This is a genomic window from Aeromicrobium erythreum, from assembly GCF_001509405.1.
Lineage (GTDB): Bacteria > Actinomycetota > Actinomycetes > Propionibacteriales > Nocardioidaceae > Aeromicrobium > Aeromicrobium erythreum.
The window spans coordinates 647,375-669,948 of sequence record NZ_CP011502.1; the positions used below are offsets into that span (position 1 = coordinate 647,375).

24 protein-coding genes are annotated in these 22,574 nt (G+C 73.0%); 19 read left to right on the forward strand and 5 right to left on the reverse strand.

Annotation, left to right across the window (positions count from 1 at the left end; translation table 11 throughout):
* Window positions 1–3: 3 nt before the first annotated feature.
* From Aeryth_RS03155 to Aeryth_RS03175, 5 genes are all read left to right on the forward strand, one after another.
* Entirely contained in the window at window positions 4–588 is a 585-nt protein-coding gene (locus Aeryth_RS03155) for a TlpA family protein disulfide reductase (RefSeq protein ID WP_067854550.1), read from the forward strand.
* Window positions 585–1,331, forward strand: a complete 747-nt coding sequence (locus Aeryth_RS03160; protein ID WP_067854553.1) for a cytochrome c biogenesis CcdA family protein — start codon at window positions 585–587, stop codon at window positions 1,329–1,331. The genes Aeryth_RS03155 and Aeryth_RS03160 overlap by 4 nt, the downstream gene beginning before the upstream one ends.
* The gene (gene resB, locus Aeryth_RS03165) at window positions 1,331–3,022 is read left to right on the forward strand and encodes a cytochrome c biogenesis protein ResB (protein ID WP_067854556.1); all 1,692 of its coding nucleotides are present in this window, start codon (window positions 1,331–1,333) and stop codon (window positions 3,020–3,022) included. The genes Aeryth_RS03160 and resB overlap by 1 nt, the downstream gene beginning before the upstream one ends.
* Window positions 3,019–3,951 (forward strand): c-type cytochrome biogenesis protein CcsB, encoded by a 933-nt coding sequence (ccsB, locus tag Aeryth_RS03170; RefSeq protein WP_067854559.1) that lies wholly within the window; start codon window positions 3,019–3,021, stop codon window positions 3,949–3,951. The genes resB and ccsB overlap by 4 nt, the downstream gene beginning before the upstream one ends.
* A gap of 151 nt (window positions 3,952–4,102) precedes the next feature.
* Complete coding sequence (locus tag Aeryth_RS03175; RefSeq protein WP_067854562.1) at window positions 4,103–5,047, forward strand: DUF559 domain-containing protein; 945 nt, start codon at window positions 4,103–4,105, stop codon at window positions 5,045–5,047.
* 35 nt (window positions 5,048–5,082) lie between these two features.
* Here the strand turns inward: Aeryth_RS03175 and Aeryth_RS03180 are convergent, their stop codons facing one another.
* A complete protein-coding gene (locus tag Aeryth_RS03180) occupies window positions 5,083–5,358 on the reverse strand; it encodes a PLD nuclease N-terminal domain-containing protein (RefSeq protein ID WP_067854565.1) in 276 nt (91 codons plus the stop codon).
* A gap of 122 nt (window positions 5,359–5,480) precedes the next feature.
* Here Aeryth_RS03180 and Aeryth_RS03185 point away from each other — a divergent pair, with 122 nt between their 5' ends.
* Both Aeryth_RS03185 and cds1 read left to right on the forward strand, forming a co-directional pair.
* Window positions 5,481–5,747, forward strand: a complete 267-nt coding sequence (locus tag Aeryth_RS03185) for a DUF4229 domain-containing protein (protein ID WP_067854568.1) — start codon at window positions 5,481–5,483, stop codon at window positions 5,745–5,747.
* Window positions 5,728–6,813 carry an L-cysteine desulfhydrase Cds1 gene (gene cds1 / locus Aeryth_RS03190; RefSeq protein ID WP_067854571.1) on the forward strand — a complete coding sequence of 362 codons (1,086 nt, stop codon included), beginning with the start codon at window positions 5,728–5,730 and terminating at the stop codon, window positions 6,811–6,813. Before Aeryth_RS03185 ends, cds1 begins: the two co-directional genes overlap by 20 nt.
* A gap of 6 nt (window positions 6,814–6,819) precedes the next feature.
* On the opposite strand, the gene Aeryth_RS03195 is transcribed toward cds1, so the two are convergent.
* Window positions 6,820–7,335 carry a metallophosphoesterase family protein gene (locus Aeryth_RS03195; protein WP_067854574.1) on the reverse strand — a complete coding sequence of 172 codons (516 nt, stop codon included), beginning with the start codon at window positions 7,333–7,335 and terminating at the stop codon, window positions 6,820–6,822.
* On the reverse strand, window positions 7,332–8,222 hold the full coding sequence (locus Aeryth_RS03200) for a 1,4-dihydroxy-2-naphthoate polyprenyltransferase (RefSeq protein WP_067854576.1): 891 nt from the start codon (window positions 8,220–8,222) through the stop codon (window positions 7,332–7,334). Before Aeryth_RS03200 ends, Aeryth_RS03195 begins: the two co-directional genes overlap by 4 nt.
* A 49-nt stretch (window positions 8,223–8,271) precedes the next feature.
* Between Aeryth_RS03200 and Aeryth_RS03205 the strand changes: the two genes are divergently transcribed.
* Together Aeryth_RS03205 and Aeryth_RS03210 are read left to right on the forward strand one after the other, a co-directional pair.
* Window positions 8,272–8,478, forward strand: coding sequence for a hypothetical protein (locus tag Aeryth_RS03205; protein ID WP_067854579.1), 207 nt, complete (start codon window positions 8,272–8,274; stop codon window positions 8,476–8,478).
* The gene (locus Aeryth_RS03210; protein ID WP_236749805.1) at window positions 8,460–9,521 is read left to right on the forward strand and encodes an AMP-binding protein; all 1,062 of its coding nucleotides are present in this window, start codon (window positions 8,460–8,462) and stop codon (window positions 9,519–9,521) included. The genes Aeryth_RS03205 and Aeryth_RS03210 overlap by 19 nt, the downstream gene beginning before the upstream one ends.
* Before the next feature lie 239 nt (window positions 9,522–9,760).
* Here Aeryth_RS03210 and Aeryth_RS03215 read toward each other — a convergent pair whose 3' ends face one another.
* Window positions 9,761–10,414, reverse strand: a complete 654-nt coding sequence (locus Aeryth_RS03215; RefSeq protein WP_067854582.1) for an SDR family oxidoreductase — start codon at window positions 10,412–10,414, stop codon at window positions 9,761–9,763.
* Window positions 10,415–10,540: 126 nt separating this feature from the next.
* On the opposite strand from Aeryth_RS03215, the gene Aeryth_RS03220 reads away from it, so the two are divergent.
* The 4 genes from Aeryth_RS03220 to Aeryth_RS03235 all read left to right on the forward strand — a co-directional run bounded on the left by Aeryth_RS03220 (window position 10,541) and on the right by Aeryth_RS03235 (window position 16,333).
* Window positions 10,541–11,470, forward strand: a complete 930-nt coding sequence (locus Aeryth_RS03220; RefSeq protein WP_067861284.1) for an o-succinylbenzoate synthase — start codon at window positions 10,541–10,543, stop codon at window positions 11,468–11,470.
* Entirely contained in the window at window positions 11,467–13,068 is a 1,602-nt protein-coding gene (menD, locus tag Aeryth_RS03225) for a 2-succinyl-5-enolpyruvyl-6-hydroxy-3-cyclohexene-1-carboxylate synthase (RefSeq protein ID WP_067854584.1), read from the forward strand. Before Aeryth_RS03220 ends, menD begins: the two co-directional genes overlap by 4 nt.
* Window positions 13,069–13,163: 95 nt before the next feature.
* Window positions 13,164–14,792 (forward strand): GMC family oxidoreductase, encoded by a 1,629-nt coding sequence (locus tag Aeryth_RS03230; protein WP_236749806.1) that lies wholly within the window; start codon window positions 13,164–13,166, stop codon window positions 14,790–14,792.
* The gene (locus Aeryth_RS03235; RefSeq protein ID WP_067854590.1) at window positions 14,789–16,333 is read left to right on the forward strand and encodes an aldehyde dehydrogenase family protein; all 1,545 of its coding nucleotides are present in this window, start codon (window positions 14,789–14,791) and stop codon (window positions 16,331–16,333) included. The genes Aeryth_RS03230 and Aeryth_RS03235 overlap by 4 nt, the downstream gene beginning before the upstream one ends.
* 66 nt (window positions 16,334–16,399) lie before the next feature.
* Here the strand turns inward: Aeryth_RS03235 and Aeryth_RS03240 are convergent, their stop codons facing one another.
* Window positions 16,400–17,668, reverse strand: coding sequence for an isochorismate synthase (locus tag Aeryth_RS03240; RefSeq protein ID WP_067854592.1), 1,269 nt, complete (start codon window positions 17,666–17,668; stop codon window positions 16,400–16,402).
* 32 nt (window positions 17,669–17,700) lie between these two features.
* On the opposite strand from Aeryth_RS03240, the gene Aeryth_RS03245 reads away from it, so the two are divergent.
* The 6 genes from Aeryth_RS03245 to Aeryth_RS03270 all read left to right on the forward strand — a co-directional run bounded on the left by Aeryth_RS03245 (window position 17,701) and on the right by Aeryth_RS03270 (window position 22,484).
* The gene (locus Aeryth_RS03245) at window positions 17,701–18,393 is read left to right on the forward strand and encodes a demethylmenaquinone methyltransferase (RefSeq protein WP_067854595.1); all 693 of its coding nucleotides are present in this window, start codon (window positions 17,701–17,703) and stop codon (window positions 18,391–18,393) included.
* Window positions 18,394–18,924: 531 nt separating this feature from the next.
* Window positions 18,925–20,154, forward strand: a complete 1,230-nt coding sequence (locus tag Aeryth_RS03250) for an MFS transporter (protein WP_067854598.1) — start codon at window positions 18,925–18,927, stop codon at window positions 20,152–20,154.
* A 107-nt stretch (window positions 20,155–20,261) separates the two neighbouring features.
* Entirely contained in the window at window positions 20,262–20,636 is a 375-nt protein-coding gene (locus tag Aeryth_RS17585; RefSeq protein WP_236749807.1) for an ArsR/SmtB family transcription factor, read from the forward strand.
* A gap of 164 nt (window positions 20,637–20,800) precedes the next feature.
* The gene (locus Aeryth_RS03260) at window positions 20,801–21,160 is read left to right on the forward strand and encodes an NADH-quinone oxidoreductase subunit A (RefSeq protein WP_067861288.1); all 360 of its coding nucleotides are present in this window, start codon (window positions 20,801–20,803) and stop codon (window positions 21,158–21,160) included.
* Window positions 21,160–21,714 carry a NuoB/complex I 20 kDa subunit family protein gene (locus tag Aeryth_RS03265; protein ID WP_067854600.1) on the forward strand — a complete coding sequence of 185 codons (555 nt, stop codon included), beginning with the start codon at window positions 21,160–21,162 and terminating at the stop codon, window positions 21,712–21,714. Before Aeryth_RS03260 ends, Aeryth_RS03265 begins: the two co-directional genes overlap by 1 nt.
* Window positions 21,714–22,484, forward strand: a complete 771-nt coding sequence (locus Aeryth_RS03270; protein ID WP_067854603.1) for an NADH-quinone oxidoreductase subunit C — start codon at window positions 21,714–21,716, stop codon at window positions 22,482–22,484. The genes Aeryth_RS03265 and Aeryth_RS03270 overlap by 1 nt, the downstream gene beginning before the upstream one ends.
* The last annotated feature ends 90 nt before the right edge of the window (window positions 22,485–22,574 follow it).

Genomic DNA, 22,574 nt, shown 5'->3' on the forward strand with positions numbered 1-22,574 from the left:
GCCGTGAGCCGTTCCTCGCGCCGCCGCGGCGCCGCCGTCGTCCTCGCCCTGGCCCTCGTCGTGCTCGCGGCGTGCTCCGGTCGCGGCACCGAGGGCTCCACCGGCGGCTACGTGAGCGCCAGCCGCTTCGTCACGTCGGTCCCCGTCGAGGACCGCACCGACGCGCCGGTGCTGGAGGGCGAGGACCTCGAGGGCAAGCGCATCAGCTCGGCCGACTTCGCCGGCAAGACCCTCGTCGTCAACGTGTGGGGCTCCTGGTGCCCGCCGTGCCGCAAGGAGGCGCCGGTGCTGGAGGAGGTGGCCCAGCAGTACGCCGACCGCGGCGTGCAGTTCCTGGGCCTGAACGTGCGCGACCAGACCGCTGCCGCGCGGGCCTTCGAGGAGCGGATCGGCACGACCTACCCGAGCATCGTCGACTCCGACGGCCGCCAGCAGCTCGGCTTCGCCGACAGCCTCCCGTCGCAGGCCATCCCCACCACGTGGGTGATCGACGCGAAGGGCCGGGTGGCCGCCCGCGTCATCGACCCCGAGCTGCGCGCCTCGACGCTGTCCGGCGTCCTCGACGACGTCCTGGCGAGCACCTCGTGACCGACTGGTTCGCCGACACCGTCCTGTCGGGGTCGCTGCTGCTGGCCGTGCCGATCGCCGTGCTGGCGGGGCTCGTGTCGTTCTTCTCCCCGTGCGTGCTGCCCCTGCTGCCCGGCTACCTCTCCTACGTCAGCGGCGTCGGCGTGCAGGACCTCGAGACGAAGGGTCGGTCGAGGCTGCTGCTCGGGTCGGTGCTCTTCGTCCTCGGCTTCACGGTGGTCTTCGTGACCGGCGGGGCCCTGTTCGGGGCGCTCGGGCAGGAGCTCTACGACTACCGCCGTGCCATGTCGGTGGTGCTGGGCATCGTGGTGATCGTGCTCGGACTCGTCTTCAGCGGCGTGCTGCCCATCCTGCAGCGCGACGTGCGCGTGCACGCGGTGCCCGCGGTGGGGGTCGCGGTCGCGCCACTGCTCGGGCTGTTCTTCGGCCTCGGCTGGCTGCCCTGCATCGGCCCGACGCTGGGCGCGGTGCTCACCCTCGCGAACAACTCCGGCACGCTCGAGCGGGGTGCGTTCCTGACCTTCGTGTACTGCCTCGGGCTCGGCGTCCCGTTCGTGCTCGCGGCGCTCGGCTTCGGCCGGTTCATGCACGCCGTCCGCTGGGCCCGCCGGCACCAGCAGACCCTCCAGCGGGTCGGTGGCGGCCTGCTCGTCGTCGTCGGCGTCCTGCTCGTCACGGGCGTGTGGGACGCGGTCGTCGTGCAGCTCCAGACGTGGGCCGGCGGCTACGGGGCGGCGATCTGATGGCCCGCTCCCGCAAGGACCGCGCGCCCGCGGAGCTCGCCCCGGCGCTCGGACCGGTCGAGACGCTGCGGTGGGCGTGGCGCCAGCTGACGTCGATGCGCACGGCGCTCCTGCTCCTGCTGCTGCTCGCCATCGCGGCGGTCCCCGGCTCGGTCGTGCCGCAGCGTGGTGTCGACGCCCGCGCGGTCGAGGCGTTCCAGGCCCGTCACCCCGACCTCTCGCCGTGGCTGGAGCGGCTCGGCGTCTTCCACACGTACACGTCGCCGTGGTTCAGCGCGGTGTACGTGCTGCTGATGGTCTCGCTCATCGGCTGCATCCTGCCGCGCACGAAGGTCTACCTGAGGTCGGTGCGCGCGCGTCCGCCGCGGGCCCCCCGCAACTTCGACCGGCTGCCGGCGTCGGCCACCTTCGAGACCGACGCCGACGTCGAGGAGGTGCTGGCCGTCGCGCGCGGTGCGCTGCGCGGTCCGCGGCTCCTGCCGAGCCGTGTCGACGTGGTCCGCGACGAGGCGGCATCAAGCACCGGCGGGGGTGCCGGGCCGGGGGCGGCAGAGAGCGCCGGCGGGGGTGCCGGGCCGGGGGCGGCAACAAGCACCGGCGAGGTGCGGGCCGAGCGCGGCTACCTGCGCGAGCTCGGCAACCTGGTCTTCCACACGAGCATCGTGGCGGTGCTGGTGGGGGTGGCCGCCGGTGCGCTGTGGGGCTACCGCGGTGCCGCGATCGTCACGCAGGGCGAGGGCTTCGCCAACGTCCTCACGCAGTACGACGAGTTCGCGTCGGGTGCGCTGTTCGACACGAACGACCTGCCGCCCTTCTCGCTGCAGCTCGACAAGATGGTGGCCCGCTTCTGGACGACGGGTCCGCAGCGGGGGGCGCCGCGCCTGTTCGAGGCGTCGGGCACGTACCGCGAGGGCGTCGACGGCCGCGAGAAGCCGTACGAGATCCGCGTGAACCATCCGTTGAACGTGGGGGGCACGTCGGTCTTCCTCGTCGGGCAGGGCTACGCGCCGGTCGTGAAGATCACCGACGCGAAGGGCGACGTCGTGTTCGACGGTGCGGTGCCGTTCCTGCCGGCCGACGGCACGTACACGTCGAACGGCGTCATCAAGGTGCCCGACGCGCGTCCCGAGCAGCTCGGCTTCCAGGGGTTCTTCCTGCCCACGGCGGTCTCGAACGGCACCGAGGAGGCGTCGGTGTCGGCGTTCCCGGGTGCCGTCAACCCGCTGCTCGGCCTGTTCGTCTTCCATGGCGACCTCGGTGTCGACGACGGGCTGCCGCAGTCGGTGTACGTCCTCGACCAGGACAAGCTCGAGCAGTACAAGAACGCCGACGGCTCGAACTTCCGGGTGAGCCTGAGTCCGGGGCAGGAGGCCGACCTCCCGGACGGCGGCACGATCGAGTTCACCGACCTGACGCTGTTCGCTCGGTTCCAGATCGCGTCGACGCCGCTCGTCTGGCTGCCGCTCGGCGGCATCAGCATCGGCATCGTCGGGCTCGTGCTGTCGTTGGCCGTGCGGCCGCGGCGCACCTGGGTCCGTGCACGTCGGGTGGGTTCGCGTACCGTGGTGGAGGTCGCCGCCCTCGACCGCGTGCCGCGCGACGATCTCGGCACGAGCCTCGAGGACCTGCTGGCGCAGCTGCGCAGCGGCCTCGGCGACCCACCGGACGACCCGGAGAAGGAGCCCCGATGAACCTCGCCGACTACACGCAGGTGTCGAACTTTGCCGTCACCTCCGGCATGATCGTCGTGGCGCTGGCGTTCCTCGCGTACGTGGCCGAGTGGGGCTTCGCCCGTCAGGTCGTCAAGGAGGAGCAGCCGGTCGCGGTCGGCGCCGGCGGCGTCCCCGCGGAGCCGGTCGAGCAGGAGTCGGCGAGCCGCTCCGACGTCCTGCGCTCCGTCGCGTACTCGCTGACCGTGCTGGGCACCGTCGTGCTCGGGCTCGCGATGGTCACCCGTGGTCTCGCGTCGCAGCGTGTGCCGTGGGGCAACATGTACGAGTTCGGCGTGGGCGGCGCGTTCATCGCGCTGCTCGTGTACGTCGTCGTCGCGCGCGTGTCGCCGATCGAGTGGGTCGGTGGCATCGTCACCGGGTTCGCGCTGGCGGTGCTGGGCCTGGCGGTCTCGACGTACGTCGAGCCGGGTCCGCTCGTGCCGGCGCTGCACTCCTACTGGCTCGTCATCCACGTGGCGGCGGTGATGATCGCGGGTGCGTTCTTCCTGCTCGGCACGGCGGCGTCGGTCATGTACCTGGTGCGTCAGCGGGCGGAGGACAACGGCACGGTCGGACCGCGTCTGTCGCGCTTCCCGTCGGCGGCGGTCATGGACCGGCTGGCCTACCGCGTGATCGCCGTCGGCTTCCCGCTGTGGACCTTCGGCGCCCTCATCGCCGGCCCGATCTGGGCGCACTACGCGTGGGGCCGCTACTGGGGCTGGGACCCGAAGGAGGTCTGGGCCTTCATCACCTGGGTCGTCTACGCCGGCTACCTCCACGCCCGCGCCACCGCCGGTTGGAAGGGCAAGCGCGCCGCGATGATCGCGATCGTCGGCTTCGCCACCTTCGTCACCAGCTACTACATCGTCAACCTCTTCGGCTCCGGCCTCCACTCCTACGCGAAGTAGCCCGCCGCCCCTCCTGCCCTCCCCGCGTTGTGGACACTTGCGGGGCGGTCTGTGAGGTTGGAATGCCCCGCAAGTGTCCACGACGAGGAGTCGCGTCGGCCGTCCACAGGGGTAGGTTGCTCGGACGGGCGGGCGGGGCCAGCGTCGGGGCATGGATCTTCCACGCGATCGACCGTTCACGCTGCGCGAGGCGCAGGCCCGTGGTGTCAGCCGCGACGTCCTGAGAGGGTCACGGTTCCGACGCCTGCACCGCGGCGTCTACGTGCGGTCCGACGTCCTGCTCACCTGGCGGGTCAGGATCGTCGCGGCGCTGCTCGTGCTGCCGGCCGACTGCGTCGTCAGTCACCTGACCGCCCTGAGGGTGTGGGGCTACGACACCGGCGGTGACGACGTGGAGCTCTCCACTCGGACCGCGCTCCGGTCGAGGCTGCCGGGGGTCGTGCTCCACCGTCGTCTGCACGCGATCCCCAGCACGACCGTGGCGGGGATCCCCGTCACCCGGCCGGAGCGCACCTTCGTCGACTGCGGCACCCGTCTCGGGTTGGTGACGCTCGTCCAGGTGGCCGAGCACCTCCTGCGTGCGACGTCGTGCACGCGCGAGGGGCTCGAGTCGTTCTGCCACGCGCAGCACCTGCACGGCGTGACGCGGACGCGCCGGGCCATGACCATGGTGCGAGAGGGGTCGGAGTCGCCGATGGAGACGCTGCTACGGCTCATGCTGGTGTTCGCACGTCTGCCGGAGCCGCAGGTGAACATCGACGTCCTCGACGAGCGCGGTCGGTTCGTCGCTCGCGTCGACCTGCTGTACCCGCGGTGGAAGGTCGTGGTCGAGTACGACGGGCGCCACCACGAGACCGACCGCGCGCAGTGGGCACGCGACCGGCGACGTCGTGAGGCGCTCGAGGCGCTGGGCTACCGCATCATCGTCGTGGCTGCGGCGGACCTCGCCGAGCCGAGGCAGGTGCCGTGGCGCGTCCACGCCGCCCTCGTCGCTCGCGGGTACACGGGCCCTCGTCCGGTCACGAGCGTCCAGTGGCTCAGGTGGTTCACCCGCCCCGCCGTTCTGGACACTTCAGGGGGTCGGAGCGCCGCCTGAGCGCCCCGCAACTGTCCAAAAGTTGCTGGCTGGCGCTAGAGGCCGCGGAGGTAGTCGGGGTCGTCGTCGGGGCCGCGGGTGGGGGGACGGCCGCCGGGCCAGCCGTAGCCGGAGTCGCGCGGGGGGCGACCCTTGCGCGACTGCGTGCCGAGGAACATCCACGCGAGGGGGCCGACGAACGGCAGCAGGATGACGACGAACCACGCGGGCTTCGGCAGCCCGCGGACCTGCTGGCGCGGTGTGGCCAGGAGGTCGAAGAAGGCGTACACGAGCAGCACGACGGCGACGATCGCGATCAGTGCCTTCCCCATGGCGCCACCGTACCTGCGGCCCTCAACCCGCGCCGCCCGACCGTCGCCGCCGCGGCGACGACCGTCGCAGGCCTGCAACGGGTGCCGACGAGGGGCTTCTCGGCTCCGACTAGGCTCGACGCATGAAGGCGTTCTGGAGGTACACGCTCGCGCGGCTCAGCGTCCTGGCCGTCACCTACCTGCTGCTGTGGGGCATCGGGCGCACCTTCCTGGAGTTCGACGAGCTCACCAACCTGCTCGTGCTGCTCGCCGCCATGATCATCTCCTCCGTCATCTCGATCTTCCTGCTCGCCGGCATGCGCGAGCAGGTCGCGCTCCAGCTGCAGGAACGCGCCGAGCGCATGACGTCGCGCATCGAGGAGTCCCGCAGTGCCGAAGACGTCGACTGAGGTCCGCGCCTGGATCGACGAGGCGATCCGCCGCGTCGAGGCCGACGCCAACCGCAGCGCCGACACCCACCTGCACGCGCTGCCCGTCGCCACCCCCGACGTCGACCTCTACCTGAAGGACGAGTCGGTGCACCCCACCGGCAGCCTCAAGCACCGGCTCGCGCGGTCGCTGTTCCTGCACGCCCTGTGCAACGGGTGGATCGGCCCGGGCTCCACGGTGGTGGAGGCCTCGAGCGGGTCGACGGCCGTCAGCGAGGCCTACTTCGCCCGCCTCGTCGGTCTCCCGTTCGTCGCCGTCATGCCGGCCGCGACCAGCGCGGAGAAGGTCGCGCTCATCGAGTGGTACGGCGGACGCTGCCACTTCGTCGAGAACGCGGCCGACGTGTACGACGAGGCGCGCCGGGTGGCCGAGGAGTGCGACGGCCACTACATGGACCAGTTCACGTACGCCGAGCGGGCGACCGACTGGCGTGGCAACAACAACATCGCGGAGTCGATCTTCGAGCAGATGTCGGCCGAGCGGCACCCGGTGCCCGCCTGGGTGGTCGTCAGCGCCGGCACGGGCGGCACGTCCGCGACCATCGGCCGCTACCTGCGCTACCGCCGCCACCCCACGTCGCTGCTCGTCGCCGACCCCGAGAACTCGGCGTTCCTCGACGGCTGGGAGCAGGACACGTCCGACGTCGTCACCGGGGTGTCGTCGCGGATCGAGGGCATCGGTCGGCCGCGGGTCGAGCCGTCGTTCGTCGGCGGTGTCATCGACGACATGCTGCGCGTGCCCGACGCCGCGTCGATCGCGACCATGCGCTGGACGAGCGACCGGCTGGGCCGTCTGGTGGGTGGCTCGACCGGCACGAACGTGTGGGCGTCACTGACCGTCGCGACACGCATGCGGGCCGCGGGGGAGAGCGGGAGCATCGTCACCCTGCTGTGCGACGCGGGGGAGCGCTACCTCAGCAGCTACTACGACGACGCGTGGCTGGCCCAGCGCGGCATCGACCTCGCGCCGTGGACGCAGCGGCTGGCCGAGTACGACGCGACCGGGCTGCTGCCGGACGTCGTGTGAGCACGGTCAGCTGACCTCGACCAGCGTCCACGACTCGACGGCCCCGTCGGCGAGCACCAGTCGGCCGACGGTGCCGTGCGGCTGACGTCGCTTGTCGGTCGGCGAGCCGGGGTTGAGGATGCGGGGCCCGGCCTCGTCGGTCTCGTCCCACGGGATGTGCGAGTGCCCGAACACGACGACGTCGGCCTCGGGGAAGCGTCGCCGCATCCGCCGGACGCGACCCTGCTTCTGGCCGGCGTCGTGGATCATCGCGACCCGCACGCCGGCGAGGTCGAGCTCGAGGGTCTCCGGCGCGCCCCACGCGGCGACGTCGGGCCCGTCGTTGTTGCCCAGCACGACGTGCACCGGCGCGAGGGTCGCGAGCTCGTCGAGCACGGACGGCCGGCAGACGTCGCCCGCGTGCAGGACGAGGTCGACGTCGCGCAGCTCCTCGGCCACCCGCTCGGGCATGCCCTTCCAGAACCTGGGGGCGTGGGTGTCGGAGACGACGCCCACCACGAGCCTGCCCCGGTCGGAGGTCATCGGCCGAGGACGAGCCCGAGGGCGAGGCCGGCCGACCAGAGCAGCTCGGCGACGCCGGTGGCCTTGAGGACGGGGACGAGCGCCGGTCCGCCGGCGCCGGAGAGCACGGCCCGCAGTGCGGGGACGGCGGGCAGCAGGCCGGGCAGGGCGAGCAGGGCCCAGGGAGTGGCGCCGACGGCCAGCGCGACGGCGAGCGCGGCGCTGAGCCCGACGAGTGCCGCGTAGAACTGGCGCGAGCGGGCGTCGCCGAGCACGACGGCGAGCGTCCGCTTGCCCGCCTCGACGTCGGTGGGGATGTCGCGCAGGTTGTTGGCGACGAGGATCGCGCAGGCGAGCGCGCCGACGCCGACGGCTGCCGCCCAGGCCTCCCACGGCAGCCCCTCGACCTGCACGTAGACCGTGCCGAGGACGGCGACCAGCCCGAAGAACAGGAAGACGCTCACCTCGCCGAGCGCACGGTAGCCGTAGGGGTTCGGGCCGCCCGTGTAGGTCCAGGCCGCGCCGAGGGCGGCGACGCCGACGAGCAGCAGCCACCACGTCGTCGTGGCCGCGAGGGCCAGGCCCAGCAGCGCGCCGAGGCCGAGGAAGCCGAGCGCGGCGGCCTTGACCGCCGAGGGCCGGGCCAGCCCCGACCCGACCAGCCGCAGCGGACCGACGCGGTCGTCGTCGGTGCCGCGGATGCCGTCGGAGTAGTCGTTGGCGTAGTTCACGCCGATCTGCAGCGCGAGGGACACGCCGAGGGCGAGCAGCGCCTTGCCCCAGACCACGTCGGCCACGTACGCCGCCACGCCGGTGCCGGCCAGCACGGGGGCGACGGCGGCGGGAAGGGTGCGGGGACGGGCCCCCTCGACCCACTGCGAGAGGGTCGCGCTGCTGCGGTCGTTCACGATGCTCCTAGGGTTCAGCGGACAGTGTGCCAGCGCCTAGGGTGGGGGGATGACGCAGCCGCCGTTCCCGTTCGTCCTCGTGCTGCTGACGGGCATCTTCGTGTGGCTCGCGGTGACGTCCGACGGCGGCTGGCTGCCGCTCGCCGCCGGGTTCGGGGCCCTCGTGACGGGTGCCGCGGCGCTCTACCAGTCGCGTCCGGTGCGCGACCCGCTTGAGGAGGAGCCGGAGTCCGAGGAGTGGGAGCCGGGCTCCTGACCGCGGCGGCGTCGCTGCGCCCGGTGTCGGGCTCGGCGCGCGACGTGCTCGACCTGCTGCGTCCGTGGGTGGCCGGCGACGACGTCGAGCCGCTCGTCGTGCGGACGTCGGGCAGCACGGGCGAGCCGAAGGACGTGCGCCTGTCGCGGGACGCGGTGCTGGCGTCGGCGCACGCCACGCACGCACGTCTCGGCGGGCCCGGCCAGTGGCTGCTGGCGCTGCCCGTGACCGGCGTGGGTGGCCTGCAGGTGCTGGTGCGCTCCCTCCTCGCGGAGCAGGAGCCGGTGCTCCTCGACGACCACGACGACCTCGTCGACGCGCTGCGCGAGCTCGACGCGCCCCGCACCTACGCGTCCCTCGTGCCCACCCAGCTGCACCGCCTGGCGTCGGCGGGCCGGCTCGACGTGCTCGCGGCGCTCGACGCGGTGCTGGTGGGCGGTGCCGCGCTCGACCCGACGCTGCGCGAGCAGGCGACGTCGGCGGGTGTGCGGGTCGTGCGCACCTACGGGATGAGCGAGACGAGCGGAGGGTGCGTGTACGACGGCGTCCCGCTCGACGGCGTCCGCGTGCGGGTGGCCGACGCACGTGACGGCGTGGGTCGGGTGCAGCTGGCGGGACCGGTGCTGTTCGACGGCTACGGCGACGTCGCGCGCACCGACGAGTGGTTCGACACCGCCGACCTCGGCAGCGTCGACGCCGCGGGCGTGCTCAGCGTCGTCGGTCGGGCCGACGACGTCGTCGTGAGCGGCGGCGTGAACGTGCCGCTGCCCGCGGTCGAGCGGGCGCTGCGCGCGCTGCCGGAGGTGAACGACGCGGCCGTCGCGGGCGTGCCCGACGACGAGTGGGGCACGCGGGTGGTGGCCGTGGTGGTCCCGGCCGACGCCACCTGCCTCGACGCGGTGGCCGCCGACCGTCTGCGCGACGCGCTCGAGGAGCAGGGACTGCCGCGCCGCTGGGCGCCGCGCGACGTCACCCTCGTCGACACCGTCCCCCTCCTCCCGAACGGCAAGGTCGACCGCCTCGCCGTCCGCCGCCTCTTCTGACCCGATTACGTGGGGCCCCACGCAAACGCGCGGATCCGGCGCATGGTTGCGGTGGGGGGAGCTGGTTTAGGTGGGGCCCCACGTAAACGCGCAGATTGCCCGGATGGTTGCGGTGGGGGGAGCTGGTTTAGGTGGGGCCCCCACGTAAACGCGCAGATTGCCCGGATGGTTGCGGTGGGGGGAGCTGGTTTAGGTGGGGCCCCACGTAAACGCGCACCGCGCGGCGTCCGGGGAGGGGGTCAGGCGGAGGCGACGGCCTCGTCGAGGGGCGTCTCGCCGGTCACGAGGTCCCACTGGCGGCCGATGCCGGCGCCGGTGTGGAGGACCTCGGCGATCACGGCGGCGACGTCGGCGCGCGGGACCTCGCCGCGAGCCACGGAGTCGCCGAGCGTCACGCTGCCCCGCGCGGGGTCGTCGGTCAGCCGGCCCGGGCGGATGATCGTCCAGTCCAGGCCGCTCTCGCGCAGCGCGACGTCGGCGTCGCGCTTGGCCTCGACGTAGGCGCGCCACACGTCGTCGGTGTCCTCGGGCAGCGGCAGGTCGACGCCGATCGCGGAGACCTGCACGAAGCGTCGGACGCCCGCGATCCTTGCGCCCTCGATCGACTTCAGCGAGCCCTCGAGGTCGACGGCGCGCTTGCGGCCGATGTTGCCGTCGGGTCCGCCGCCGGCGGCGAAGACGACCGCGTCGCAGCCGTCGAACACGGACGCGAACGCGTCGGCGTCCTGCTGCTCGATGTCGAGCCGGCGCGCCGTGGCCCCCCGCTGCTCGACGTCGCTCGTGTGCGCGTCGTTGCGGATGAGCGCGACGACGTCGTGGTCGCGTGCGCGGAGCTGCTCGATGAGGTGGAGGGCGATCTGGCCGTGGCCCCCGACGATGGCGATGGTCGACATGTGTCCACCGTTGCACGGCGCACCTGACGTCGCAGTGCGGCTCGGGGTGGTTGTGCGCGACCTCACCCGCGGGCCCCGACGCTGCCGCGCCGCTACCCTCGGCAGGTGCACACGTTCGCGATCGGGATGCCCGTCCGGTTCCGTGGCATCCACCGACGCGAGGGCCTGCTGATGCGCGGCGCCGCCGGCTGGGGCGAGTTCAGCCCGTTCCTCGACTACGACGACGAGGAGTGCGTGCCGTGGCTGCGGGCCGCGCTCGAGGCCGCCCACGACGGCTGGCCCGAGCCCGTCCGCGACCGCGTGCCCGTGAACGCGACCGTGCCCGCCGTGGGACCCGAGCAGGCCGCGCAGATCGTGCGGACGTCGGGTGCCTCGACCGCCAAGGTCAAGGTGGCCGAGCGGGGCCAGACGCTCGCCGACGACGTCGCACGCGTCGAGGCGGTCCGCGACGTCCTGGGCAGCGGGGGTCGGGTGCGGGTCGACGCCAACGGCGGGTGGTCCGTCGACGACGCGGTCGCGGCCGTGAAGGCCCTGGATGCCGTCGGCACGCTCGAGTACGTCGAGCAGCCGTGCGCCTCGGTGGAGGAGCTCGCGCTGGTCCGCCGCAGGGTCGACGTGCCCGTGGCCGCCGACGAGTCGATCCGCCGCGCCGCCGACCCCTACCGTGTCCGCGACCTGGAGGCCGCCGACGTCGCCGTGCTCAAGGTGCAGCCGCTGGGCGGGGTGCGCGCGTGCCTGCGCGTGGCCGAGGAGATCGGCCTGCCCGTCGTCGTCTCGAGCGCCGTCGAGTCGTCGGTGGGCCTGGCCGCGGGCGTCGCGCTCGCGGCGGCGCTGCCTGAGCTGCCGTACGCGTGCGGCCTCGGCACCACGTCGCTGCTCGGCGGCGACGTCACGAGCAGCCCGCTGGATCCTGTCGACGGCTGGCTCCCCGTGCGCACGGTCGACGTCGAGGAGGCGGCGCTGGCCGACGTCGCCGCCGACGCCGCGACCGACGCCGCCTGGCGTGCCAGGTTCGAGCGTGTCGACGCCCTGCGCCGCGCGGCGGTCGCGCGATGAGCGAGCAACGGTCGATCGGCGTGGCGCGCAGGTTGTTGCACGCCCTGCTCGGCCACCACGTCACCGACGTCGTCCTGGCGCCCGGCTCGAGGTCGGCGCCCCTGGCACTCGCGTTCCACGCAGCCGAGCAGGCGGGACGCATCCGCCTGCACGTGCGGGTAGACGAGCGCGAGGCAGGCTTCCTCGCCCTCGGCCTCGCGAGGACGTCGCACCGCGTGGTGCCCGTGGTGACCACCTCCGGCACTGCGGTGGCGAACCTGCATCCGGCGATGCTCGAGGCGCTGCACGCCGGCGTCGGGGTGCTGGCCGTGACCGCCGACCGTCCGGCGAGGCTGCGGGGCACGGGCGCCAACCAGACCACGGTGCAGCCGGGCATCTTTCCGGGGGTCGCGTACACGGACCGCGTGAAGGGTCTGCTCGGCGTCGCCCGGCCCGACGCGCCAGGCCACCTGAACCTCGAGCTCGACGAGCCGTTGGTCGAGTCGGTCGACTGGTCGCTCGACCGCGACCCCGACGCCCTGATGCTCGGCCGGGTCGGCTCCTGGCGCGAGCCCGGTGTCCTGACGACCCTCGACCTGGGCCCCCGCACCGTCGTCCTCGCCGGCGACGACTCCGGCGCCCGCGCCCGGGTGCTCGCCCGCGAGGCGGGCTGGCCGCTGCTCGCCGAGCCGACGTCGGGCTCCCGCACGGGCGGCGCGCTGTCGACCTACCGCCTGCTCCTCGGTCACGAGCCCCTGGCCGGACGGGTCGAGCGGGTGGTGTCGTTCGGCCACCCGACGCTGAGCCGTCCGGTCACGCGGCTGCTGGCGCGCGCCGACGTCGACGTCGTGCACGTGGGCACGCAGGCGACCTTCCCCGTGCCGGCCGGCCCCCGCGTCACGTTCGTCGACGACGTCGCGGCCGGCAGCGTCGACGACCCCGCCTGGCTGCAGGAGTGGACGGACGCCGACGCCCGCGTGCAGCGCGCCGTCGACGCCCTGCTCGCGGACCACCCCGACAGCGGCCTGGCCGTCGCGCGCACCGTCGCCGAGGCGCTCCCGCCCGACGGCCTGCTCGTCGTGGGCGCGTCTCAGCCGATCCGCGACCTCGACGTCGTCGCGCGGCCCTGGACGGTGGGCGAGCGTCGCTACGTCGTGGCCAACCGCGGCCTCGCCGGCATCGACGGCACGGTGTCGACGGCGGTCGGCGCGGCCCTTGCCCGCGACTCCAGCTGGGCCCTGGCGCTGATGGGCGACCTGACCTTCCTGCACGGCAGCAACGGCATGTTGATCGGGCCCGACGAGCCGCGGCCCGACCTCACGGTCGTCGTGGTCAACGACGACGGCGGTGCCATCTTCTCCACGCTCGAGCAGGGCGGGCCCGAGCACGCCGACGCGTTCGAGCGCGTGTTCGCGACACCCACCGGCGCCGACCTGGGGGCCCTCTGCGCCGGCTACCGCGTGGCGCACCGACGCGTGGAGCCCGCCGGGCTGGCGGCCGCGCTCGCCTTGCCGACCGGTGGGCTGGAGGTGGTCGAGGTGGTCCTGCGACGTGACGACCGGCGCGCCCTCGACGCCGCCCTGCGCTCCGCGACGGCGGCTGCGCTCGCCGACGACTGAGCGCCGACGGCGTTGCGTCGATTGATCCCGTCCAGCAGTCGAGAAACCGTGACAGTCCTGGTGGCAGCAACCATGCCGGCGGTACGGTGAGTGGTGTGCGTCACGTGCGCGCCGACGAGAGGACGGGCATGGGGATCGAGACCTTCGACTACGTGGTGATCGGGTCGGGCAGCGGCGGCGGCGTGGTCGCCGCGCGACTCACGGAGGACCCCGACGTCCGCGTCCTGCTCCTCGAGGCCGGGCCGATGGACGACGACGACATGATCCACCTGCCGGCCGGGTTCTCGACGCTGTTCAAGACGTCGTGGGACTGGGGCTACCAGACCACGCCGCAGAAGCACCTCGGCAACCGTCGCGCCGACTGGCCGCGCATGAAGGCGCTCGGCGGCTGCACCTCGATGAACGCGATGATCTACATCCGCGGCAACCACGCCGACTACGACGAGTGGCGCGACGCCTACGGCGCGGACGGCTGGGGCTACGACGACGTGCTGCCCTACTTCGTGCGGTCGGAGGGCAACCAGCGCCTGCGCAACTCCTTCCACGGCAACGACGGCCCCCTGCACGTCGAGGACCGCCGCCACGACCACGAGCTGAGCCACGCGTTCGTCGAGTCGGCCGTCGCGAACGGCATGAAGCGCACCGACGACTTCAACGGCGCGGAGCAGGAGGGCGCTGGGCTCTACCAGGTCACCTGCCGCAAGGGTCGACGCTGGTCGGTCGCCGACGCGTACATCCGTCCGGCCCTGTCGCGCCCGAACCTGGTGCTGCGCACCGAGGCGTTCGTGACGTCGATCGACCTCGAGGGCGCGAAGGGCGCCAAGCGCGCCGTCGGCGTCACCTACCGGCGGGGCGCGTTCACCGAGACGGTGCGCGTGAACGCCGAGGTCGTCCTCGCGGGCGGCGCCATCAACAGCCCCCAGCTCCTCATGGTGTCGGGCATCGGCCCCACCGCCCACCTGAAGGACCACGGCATCGACGTGCAGGTCGACCTGCCCGGCGTCGGGCAGAACCTGCAGGACCACCCGGTCTCCGGCGTCCTCGCGCACACCCAGGGCACGACCGACATCGCCGCGTCGCTCAACCTGCCGCAGCTGCTGAAGGCCCAGAAGCTGGGTCGGGGACCGCTCACGTCGAACGTCGCCGAGGCCGGCGCGTTCTTCACCTCGCGCGACGACCTCGACCTGCCCGACCTGCAGTTCCACTTCGCGCCCACCGGCTTCTGGGACAACGGACTGCACGAGCCCACGCAGCCGGCCCTCACCCTCGCCGCGACCCTGGTGCGCGTGCAGAGCCGCGGCCACGTGCGGCTGCGGTCGGCCGACCCGAGCTGGAAGCCGGAGATCGAGGCCGGCTACCTCGACGACCGCGCCGACCTCGAGGCGCTCGCCGCCGGCATCCGCCGCGCCTGCGAGATCCTCAAGGACGGTCCCCTGGCCCGGTACGTGAAGGCGCCGTGGGAGCCCGCGTCGCTCGACCCGACCGACGACCAGGTGTACGCCTCGATCAACCGGCTCTGCCAGACGCTCTACCACCCCGTGGCCACCTGTGCGATGGGCACCGGCGACGAGAGCGTCGTCGACCCGCAGCTGCGCGTGCGCGGCGTCGAGGGTTTGCGCGTCGCCGACGCGTCCGTCATGCCCGCGGTCCCGCGTGGCAACACCAACGCCCCCACGATCATGGTCGGCGAGAAGGCCGCCGACCTGCTGAAGGAGTCCCGATGACCTCGACGTTCGACCGCCACCCGTCCCCGCCGCCCACCTCCGCCTCGGTCCCGGCCGACGGCGTCGAGACCTTCGAGTCGCTCGACCCGGCCACCGGGGACCTCGTCGGCGTGCACCCCGTCGCGGGTCCGGAGGACGTCGCCCTCGCGGTCGAGCGGGCCCGCGACGCCGCCGCCTGGTGGGGCAACCTCACGTTCGACGAGCGCGCGGAGCACCTGCTCACGTGGCGCAGCGTCATCACGCGCCGGATCGCGCAGCTGTCGGAGCTGTCGCACCGCGAGACCGGCAAGCCGATCCCCGACGCCCAGCTCGAGATCGCGCTCGCCATCGACCACGTCGCGTGGGCCGCCAAGCACGCCAAGAAGGTGCTCGGCCCGCAGCGCGTGGCCTCCGGCCTCGTCATGGCCAACCAGAAGTCGACGGTGGAGTACAAGCCGCTCGGCGTCGTGGGCGTCATCGGCCCGTGGAACTACCCGGTCTTCACCCCGATGGGCTCGATCGCCTACGCGCTGGCGGCCGGCAACACCGTGGTGTTCAAGCCGAGCGAGTACACGCCGGGTGTCGGCGTGTGGCTCGCCGAGACGTTCGCCGAGGTCGTCGGCGGCATCCCGGTGCTGCAGGCGATCACGGGCCTGGGTGCCACGGGTGCCGCGCTGTGCACCTCCGGTGTCGACAAGCTGGCGTTCACCGGCTCCACGGCCACCGGCAAGAAGGTCATGGCGGCGTGCGCCGAGCGGCTCACCCCCGTCGTCATCGAGGCGGGCGGCAAGGACTCGCTCATCGTCGACGAGGACGCCAACATCGCCAAGGCCGCCGAGGCCGCGCTGTGGGGCGGCATGTCCAACGCGGGCCAGACGTGCATCGGCACCGAGCGCGTCTACGTGCACGAGAAGGTCTTCGACGCGTTCGTCGCCGAGATCACCGAGCAGGCCAAGGGGCTGCGCGCCGGGACCGACGCGGGCGCCAAGATCGGGCCGATCACCATGCCGTCGCAGGTCGACGTCATCCGCGGTCACGTCCAGGACGCGCTCGACCGGGGCGCCACGGCCGTCGTCGGTGGTGCCGACGCGGTCGGGGAGCGGTTCGTGCAGCCGACGATCCTCACCCACGTGCCCGAGACGTCGACGGCGATCACCGAGGAGACCTTCGGCCCGACGCTCGCGATCAACCCGGTGCGCGACATGGACGAGGCCGTCCGACTCACGAACGCCGGCAAGTACGGGCTCGCCGGCGCCGTGTTCTCCAAGCGCCATGGCGTGGAGATCGCCCGACGCATCCGCTCGGGCATGACGTCGGTCAACGGCATCATCACCTTCGCCGGCGTGCCCGGCCTGCCGTTCGGCGGTGTCGGGGAGTCGGGCTTCGGCCGCATCCACGGTCCCGACGGCCTGAAGGAGTTCACGTACGCCAAGGCCATCACCCGGCAGCGCTACGCACCGCCGCTGAACCTCACGTCGTTCAAGCGGACCGTGAAGGACGAGAAGGGTCTGAACCTCATCGTCACGCTGCTGCACGGCGGCAAGAAGACGCTCAAGCCCTGAGTGGTGGACGCTTCCGGGGCGTTCTCGGCACGAGAGCGCCCCGGAGGTGTCCGAAACGGGAGAGGTTCAGGCCAGGGCGTCGCGCACGGGGACGAGCTTGGCCTGGCTCTCGGCCAGCTCGTCGGCCGGCACCGAGTCGGCGACGATGCCGCAGCCCGCGAACAGGCGCACGCGGCGGCCCTCGTCCTCCAGCTGCGCCGACCGCAGGCCGATGCCCCACTCGCCGTCGCCCTCGGCCCCGATCCAGCCGACCGGACCCGCGTAGCGTCCGCGGTCGAGACCCTCGATCTCGGCGATGAGCGCGACGGCCGCGTCGGTGGGCGTCCCGCCGACCGCCGCCGACGGGTGCAGGGCGGCCACGAGGTTCAGCGCGCTCGCGTCGCCCCGCAGCACGGCCGTCACGTCGGTGGCCAGGTGCATCACGTTGGGCAGGTGCAGCACGAACGGCGCGTCGGGCACGTTCGTGCTCGAGCAGTGCGGTGCCAGCGCCTCGGCGACCGACCGGACGGCGTACTCGTGCTCCTCGAGGTCCTTGCTCGAGCGGGCCAGTGACGCGGCGAGCGCGAGGTCGCGGGTGTCGTCGCCCGTGCGGCGGATCGTGCCGGCCAGGACGCGCGACGTCACCAGCCCGCGCTCGAGACGCACCAGCATCTCCGGCGTGGACCCGAAGAAGCCGTCGACGTGGAACGTCCAGCATCCGGGGTAGTCGCGGGCCAGCCGGCGCAGCGGCGAGCGGACGTCGAGCGGCGTGTCGAGCTCGGCGACCAGGTCGCGGGCGAGCACGACCTTGTCGAGCTGGCCGGCGGAGATGCGGCGCACCGCCTCGGCCACCACGTCCTGCCAGGCGTCGCTGTCGACCGACCCGTCGACGAGCTCCACGCCGTGCGGGTGCTGCGGCGGGTCGGTGGGCGTGAGCGACGGCGGGGAGGAGATCGACGTGCCGACGACCGTGACCCAGCTGCGTCCGTCGCGGCGGCCCACGACCACCTCGGGCACGACGAGGCTGCTGCCGCGGCCGTCGTCGGCGAACGCGAAGCTGCCGAATGCCACGAGTCCGCTGCCGGGCACGTGCACCTCGTCGCGCGTGACGCTGTGCCGCGTGACCTCGCGCCACCAGCGGTGCGCGCGGTCGAACCGGTCGGGTCCGTCGACGGACAGCGACGCCGCGCGACCCCAGCCGACCAGACCGTCGCCGTGGTGCACCCAGGCGACCGCGTCGGTGTCGCGGTGCAGCAGCGCGAGCAGCGGTCCGGGGTCGTCGACCTCGACGGTGCGGGCGACGAGCGGCGACGGCAGGGGGCTCGCCGCAGCGGCCACGGGGGGAGGGCTCGTCACCCGATCGAGCCTACTCGTGGGACGCTTGCGGGGTGAGCCGAGCCGGACTGGACAAGGAGCCCCGCGACGTCGCGCGCATGTTCGACACCGTCGCCCAGCGCTACGACGTGACGAACGACGTGCTGTCCCTCGGTCAGGACCGCCGGTGGCGTCGCAAGGTCGTCGACCTCGTGGCCCCGAAGCCGGGCGAGCGCATCCTCGACCTCGCCGCCGGCACCGGGACCTCCAGCGAACCGTTCCGCGAGGCGGGCGCCACGGTCGTGCCCTGCGACTTCTCCCTCGGCATGCTGCAGGAGGGCCGCCGCCGGTTCGCGCACCTGCCGTTCGTCGCCGGTGACGGCATGCGCCTGCCGTTCGCCGACGCCTCCTTCGACGCGGTGACGATCTCCTTCGGCCTGCGCAACATCCACGACCCGCTGCAGGGTCTGCGCGAGCTGCGACGCGTGACCCGGCCGGGCGGTCGGATCGTCGTGTGCGAGTTCTCCACGCCCACGTGGGAGCCGTTCGCGGCGGTCTACTCGAACTACCTGATGCGGGCGCTGCCGTCGATCGCGCGTCGGACGTCGTCGAACCCGGAGTCGTACGTCTACCTGGCGGAGTCGATCCGCGCCTGGCCCGACCAGAAGGGCCTTGCCCTGCGCATGGTCGAGGCGGGCTGGGGTCGCGTGGAGTGGCACAACCTCTCGGGCGGCATCGTGGCGCTGCACCACTCCTTCCGCCCCTGACGTTCGTCCGTCCGGACCTGCTGGTGCGTCGCCTGCGGTGGTCCCGTCGGGCGATGCGCCGGTCGCGGTCCGTCCCGGCCTGTTGGTGCGCCGCCTGTGACGGTCCTCGACCCGCCGGTGCGCTGCCTCGGCCCGCGCTGGGTGTGGTCTTCGAGAGGCCTCGACCGGGCCGATGGCGCGATGCTCGGGGGCCCCGGGCTGCGGCCGGGTGCGGCGTGGGGGCGGTAGGTGGCGCGCGCTTCCTGCGGAGGCGGAGGTAGGTGACGCGCGGTAAGAGCCTCTCATTCCACGCGTCACCTACCTCCGAGCCCAGGGACACGCGCGTCACCTACCGCCCACCCAGCCCGCACCCCGAGAACCCGACCAGACGCCGCTCCCAGCCAGCCGGTCGAGGCCTTCTCGGAGGCCACCCCCAGCGCGAGCCGAGGCAGCGCACCAGCAGGCCGAGACCGACCGCAGCCGGCGACGCCCCGTCCACGACGCACGGCGCCTATCGCTTGCACATGTGCGCGGATGTGCACACAATGAACTGTGCTCACGACGCTGCGCCGCCACCCGCGCTACGCCCGGCTCTTCGCCGCCCAGCTGAGCGGGCTGCTCGGCACGGGCGTGCTGACCGTCGCGCTCGCCCTGCTCGCCGCCGACCTCGCGGGACCGCAGGCGGCCGGGGTGCTGGCGACGGCGATGACGGTCAAGATCGTCGCCTACGTCGCGCTGTCGCCCTGGATCGCGCGGCTGACCGCCGGGTGGGCGCCGGTGCGCGTGCTCGTCGGGGCCGACGTCGTGCGCGTCGCGGTCGCGGCGTCGCTGCCGCTCGTGGACGCCACCTGGCAGGTCTACGTGCTCGTCCTGGTGCTGCAGGCGGCGTCGGCCGGGTTCACGCCTGCCTACCAGGCCCTCCTGCCGCGGGTGCTGTCGGAGGAGGACGACTACCGGCAGGCGCTGTCGCTGTCGCGGGTCGCCTACGACGCCGAGGCGGTGGTGAGTCCCGCCGTCGCGGCGCTGGCGCTCGTGCTGGTCGACGCCCGCTCGCTGTTCCTGCTGTCCGCCGTCGGCTTCGTCGGCTCGCTGGTCTGGGTGCTGGCCGCACGACCGCCCGCCGCCGCGACGCCGGCCGGAGGTCGGGAGGAGCGCAGCGGCGGGTTCGTGACGTTCGTGCGGGTGGCCGACCTGCGCCGGCTGCTCCTGCTCGACCTCGTCGCGGCCTGCGCCTACGCGTCGGCCCTCGTCCTCACGGCGACGCTGGTGGCCGACGTCGGCTGGGGCGAGTCCGAGGTCGGTGTCGTGCTCGCCGTGTTCGGGGCCGGCTCGGTGGTCGGTGCGGTGCTCGTCTCGCGTTGGACGGGGGAGCCGTGGACCCCGATGTGCTGGGGTGGGGGCGTCGTGGCCCTCGCGCTGCTCGTCGCCGCGGCAGTGGGCGACGGGGGTGCTGGGCTCGTCGCGACGTGGGCCGTCCTTGGCCTGGGGTCGTCGCTCGTCCTCACGCCGTCGGGGCAGGTGCTGCGCGCGCAGGGCGAGGGTCGACGCCTGACGCTCCTGTTCGCCGGACACTTCGCCTGGTCGCACGCCTGCTACCTGCTCACCTACCCGCTCGCCGGGCTCGTGGCCGTGCAGACGTCGCCACGGCTGGCCCTCGCCGTCCTGGGTGGGCTCGCCGCCGTCGCCCTCGTCGGGGCGCTGCGCCCCCACCCCTCCCGCTCCCGCCTGTTTGCGTGGGGCCCCACGCAAACAGGCTCCGCCCACCGCAGACATGCGGCGTGAGTGCACGTTTGCGTGGGGCCCCACGCAAACGCGCACGGGGGACACGCCTGACCGGGGCGACCGGCGCGCCGACCCCTGCGCGACCCTGGCTGCGACACAATGACGACGTGAGCGACGGCGGCAGGGGCGGGCGGGCGATCGAGCCTGCGCCCAGCCTGCGGCACGACGTCGAGCCGACGCCCGAGCGCCTGGCCGAGGCGTCGGAGGTGTTCGGCCTGCTCTCCGACCGCACCCGCCTGCACCTGCTGTGGGTGCTGGCCCGTCAGGACGCCGACGTCACCACGCTCGCCGACACGGTCGGCGCGAGCCGGACGTCGGTGAGCCAGCACCTGGCGAAGCTGCGACTGGCCGGACTCGTCGAGGCGCACCGCGAGGGCCGCCGCGTGCGGTACACGCTCGTCGGCGGACACCTGCGTCGCCTCCTCCTCGAGGCTCTCGGACACGCCGACCACGTCGTCACGGGCGAGCCACACCACGTCTGACCTGCGCAAACACCACCTCACCGGACTCCGCACCTCGACTTAGTGTGACCTCAGTTACACACGCCCCTCGGCGGGCGTAGAGTGAGGCGCAGGTCACGTTGTGAAGTAGTTCACAAGGTCACGACCTCGGGAAGACCCCACGCCCACACATGCTGGAGGTGACGGTGAACGAGTACACACCGGTCCTCGTCCTGGGCGCCCTCGCGGCCGGGTTCGCCGTGTTCAGCATCGCGATCGCGCCGCTCACCGGGCCGAAGCGGTACAACCGCGCCAAGCTCGACCGCTACGAGTCCGGCATCGAGCCCAGCCCGCTCCCCGACGGCGGCGGCAAGGTCAGCGTCAAGTACTTCTTCACCGCGATGATGTTCATCGTCTTCGACATCGAGATCGTCTTCCTCTACCCCTTCGCCGTCGCCTTCGACCAGATGAGCTGGTTCGCCGTCTTCGCGATCCTGCTCTTCCTCGTCAACGTCACGATCGCGTACGCCTACGAGTGGCGCCGCGGTGGAATGGAGTGGACCTGATGGGTCTCGAGGAGAAGCTGCCCAGCGGCGTCCTGCTCTCGACGGTCGAGGGCCTCGCCGGCTACATGCGCAAGGCGTCGTTCTGGCCCGCCACGTTCGGGCTGGCCTGCTGCGCCATCGAGATGATGACGTTCGGCGCCCCCCGGTTCGACTCCTCGCGGTTCGGCATGGAGGTCTTCCGCCCCAGCCCCCGCCAGGCCGACCTGATGATCGTCGCCGGCCGCGTGAGCAACAAGATGGCACCCGTCCTGCGCCAGATCTACGACCAGATGGCCGAGCCCAAGTACGTGCTCGCCATGGGCGTCTGCGCCAGCTCCGGCGGCATGTTCAACAACTACGCGATCGTGCAGGGCGTCGACCACGTCGTCCCCGTCGACATGTACCTCCCCGGCTGCCCGCCCCGCCCCGAGATGCTCATCGACGCCATCCTCAAGCTGCACGACAAGATCCAGCACACCAAGCTCGGCGCGCACCGACTCGAGGAGATCCGCGCCGACGAGGCCGCCGCCCTCGACGCCGCGCCGACGTCGGCCCTGAAGGGCCTGATGCGCTGATGGCAGACGACAAGACCCGCACCGTCGACGACCACACCACCACGCAGGACCGCTCGCACGACCCCGTCCCCGACGGCGGCGCGCCCGTCGTCCCCGCAGGCACCGAGACCTTCGAGGTCGTCGACGTGCGCCAAGGCATGTTCGGCGTGCGCGGCACCGGCGACACGAGCGGCTACGGCGGCATCACCCGCCCCGTCGCGATGCCGCCCGCCTCCCAGCCGCCCTTCGGCCCCGGCGACGGACCCGGGTGGTTCGACGACGTGCACGACCGCCTCGCCGAGCTCGCCGACGGCACCGACGCCATCGAGCGCGTCGTGGTGGACCGCGGCGAGATCACCTTCGTCGTCCGCCGTGAGACGCTGCTCGACGTCGTCCGGCACCTGCGCGACGACGCGGCGCTGCGCTACGAGCTGTGCAGCAGCCTTTCCGCCGTGCACTTCCCGCACGAGACCGGCCGCGAGCTGCACGTCGTGCTCCACCTGCTCTCCATGACGCACCGGCGCCGCATCCGCGTCGAGACCACGTGCCCCGACGCCGACCCGCACGTGCCGAGCGTCGTCGCCGTCTATCCCACCGCCGACTGGCAGGAGCGGGAGGCCTACGACATGTTCGGCATCGTCTTCGACGGCCACCCGGCCCTCACCCGCATCCTCATGCCCGACGACTGGCAGGGCCACCCCCAGCGCAAGGACTATCCCCTCGGCGGCATCCCCGTGGAGTACAAGGGCGGCACGGTCCCGAGCCCCGACCAGCGCAGGAGCTACTCGTGAGTGGCATGCGTAGTCGGCTGCAAGGTGGTCTCGATACGTCGGGACCTGCTCGTACCTCGCGGTCCCGACTACTCGACCAGCGGCACGACT

Coding starts and splice junctions, on each gene's coding strand:
- resB (WP_067854556.1), top strand. CDS start 1,331: ATGGCCCGCTCCCGCAAGGACCGCGCGCCCGCGGAGCTCGCCCCGGCG.
- ccsB (WP_067854559.1), top strand. CDS start 3,019: ATGAACCTCGCCGACTACACGCAGGTGTCGAACTTTGCCGTCACCTCC.
- Aeryth_RS03175 (WP_067854562.1), top strand. CDS start 4,103: ATGGATCTTCCACGCGATCGACCGTTCACGCTGCGCGAGGCGCAGGCC.
- Aeryth_RS03180 (WP_067854565.1), bottom strand. CDS start 5,358: ATGGGGAAGGCACTGATCGCGATCGTCGCCGTCGTGCTGCTCGTGTAC.
- Aeryth_RS03185 (WP_067854568.1), top strand. CDS start 5,481: ATGAAGGCGTTCTGGAGGTACACGCTCGCGCGGCTCAGCGTCCTGGCC.
- Aeryth_RS03195 (WP_067854574.1), bottom strand. CDS start 7,335: ATGACCTCCGACCGGGGCAGGCTCGTGGTGGGCGTCGTCTCCGACACC.
- Aeryth_RS03205 (WP_067854579.1), top strand. CDS start 8,272: ATGACGCAGCCGCCGTTCCCGTTCGTCCTCGTGCTGCTGACGGGCATC.
- Aeryth_RS03215 (WP_067854582.1), bottom strand. CDS start 10,414: ATGTCGACCATCGCCATCGTCGGGGGCCACGGCCAGATCGCCCTCCAC.
- Aeryth_RS03220 (WP_067861284.1), top strand. CDS start 10,541: ATGCCCGTCCGGTTCCGTGGCATCCACCGACGCGAGGGCCTGCTGATG.
- menD (WP_067854584.1), top strand. CDS start 11,467: ATGAGCGAGCAACGGTCGATCGGCGTGGCGCGCAGGTTGTTGCACGCC.
- Aeryth_RS03235 (WP_067854590.1), top strand. CDS start 14,789: ATGACCTCGACGTTCGACCGCCACCCGTCCCCGCCGCCCACCTCCGCC.
- Aeryth_RS03265 (WP_067854600.1), top strand. CDS start 21,160: ATGGGTCTCGAGGAGAAGCTGCCCAGCGGCGTCCTGCTCTCGACGGTC.
- Aeryth_RS03270 (WP_067854603.1), top strand. CDS start 21,714: ATGGCAGACGACAAGACCCGCACCGTCGACGACCACACCACCACGCAG.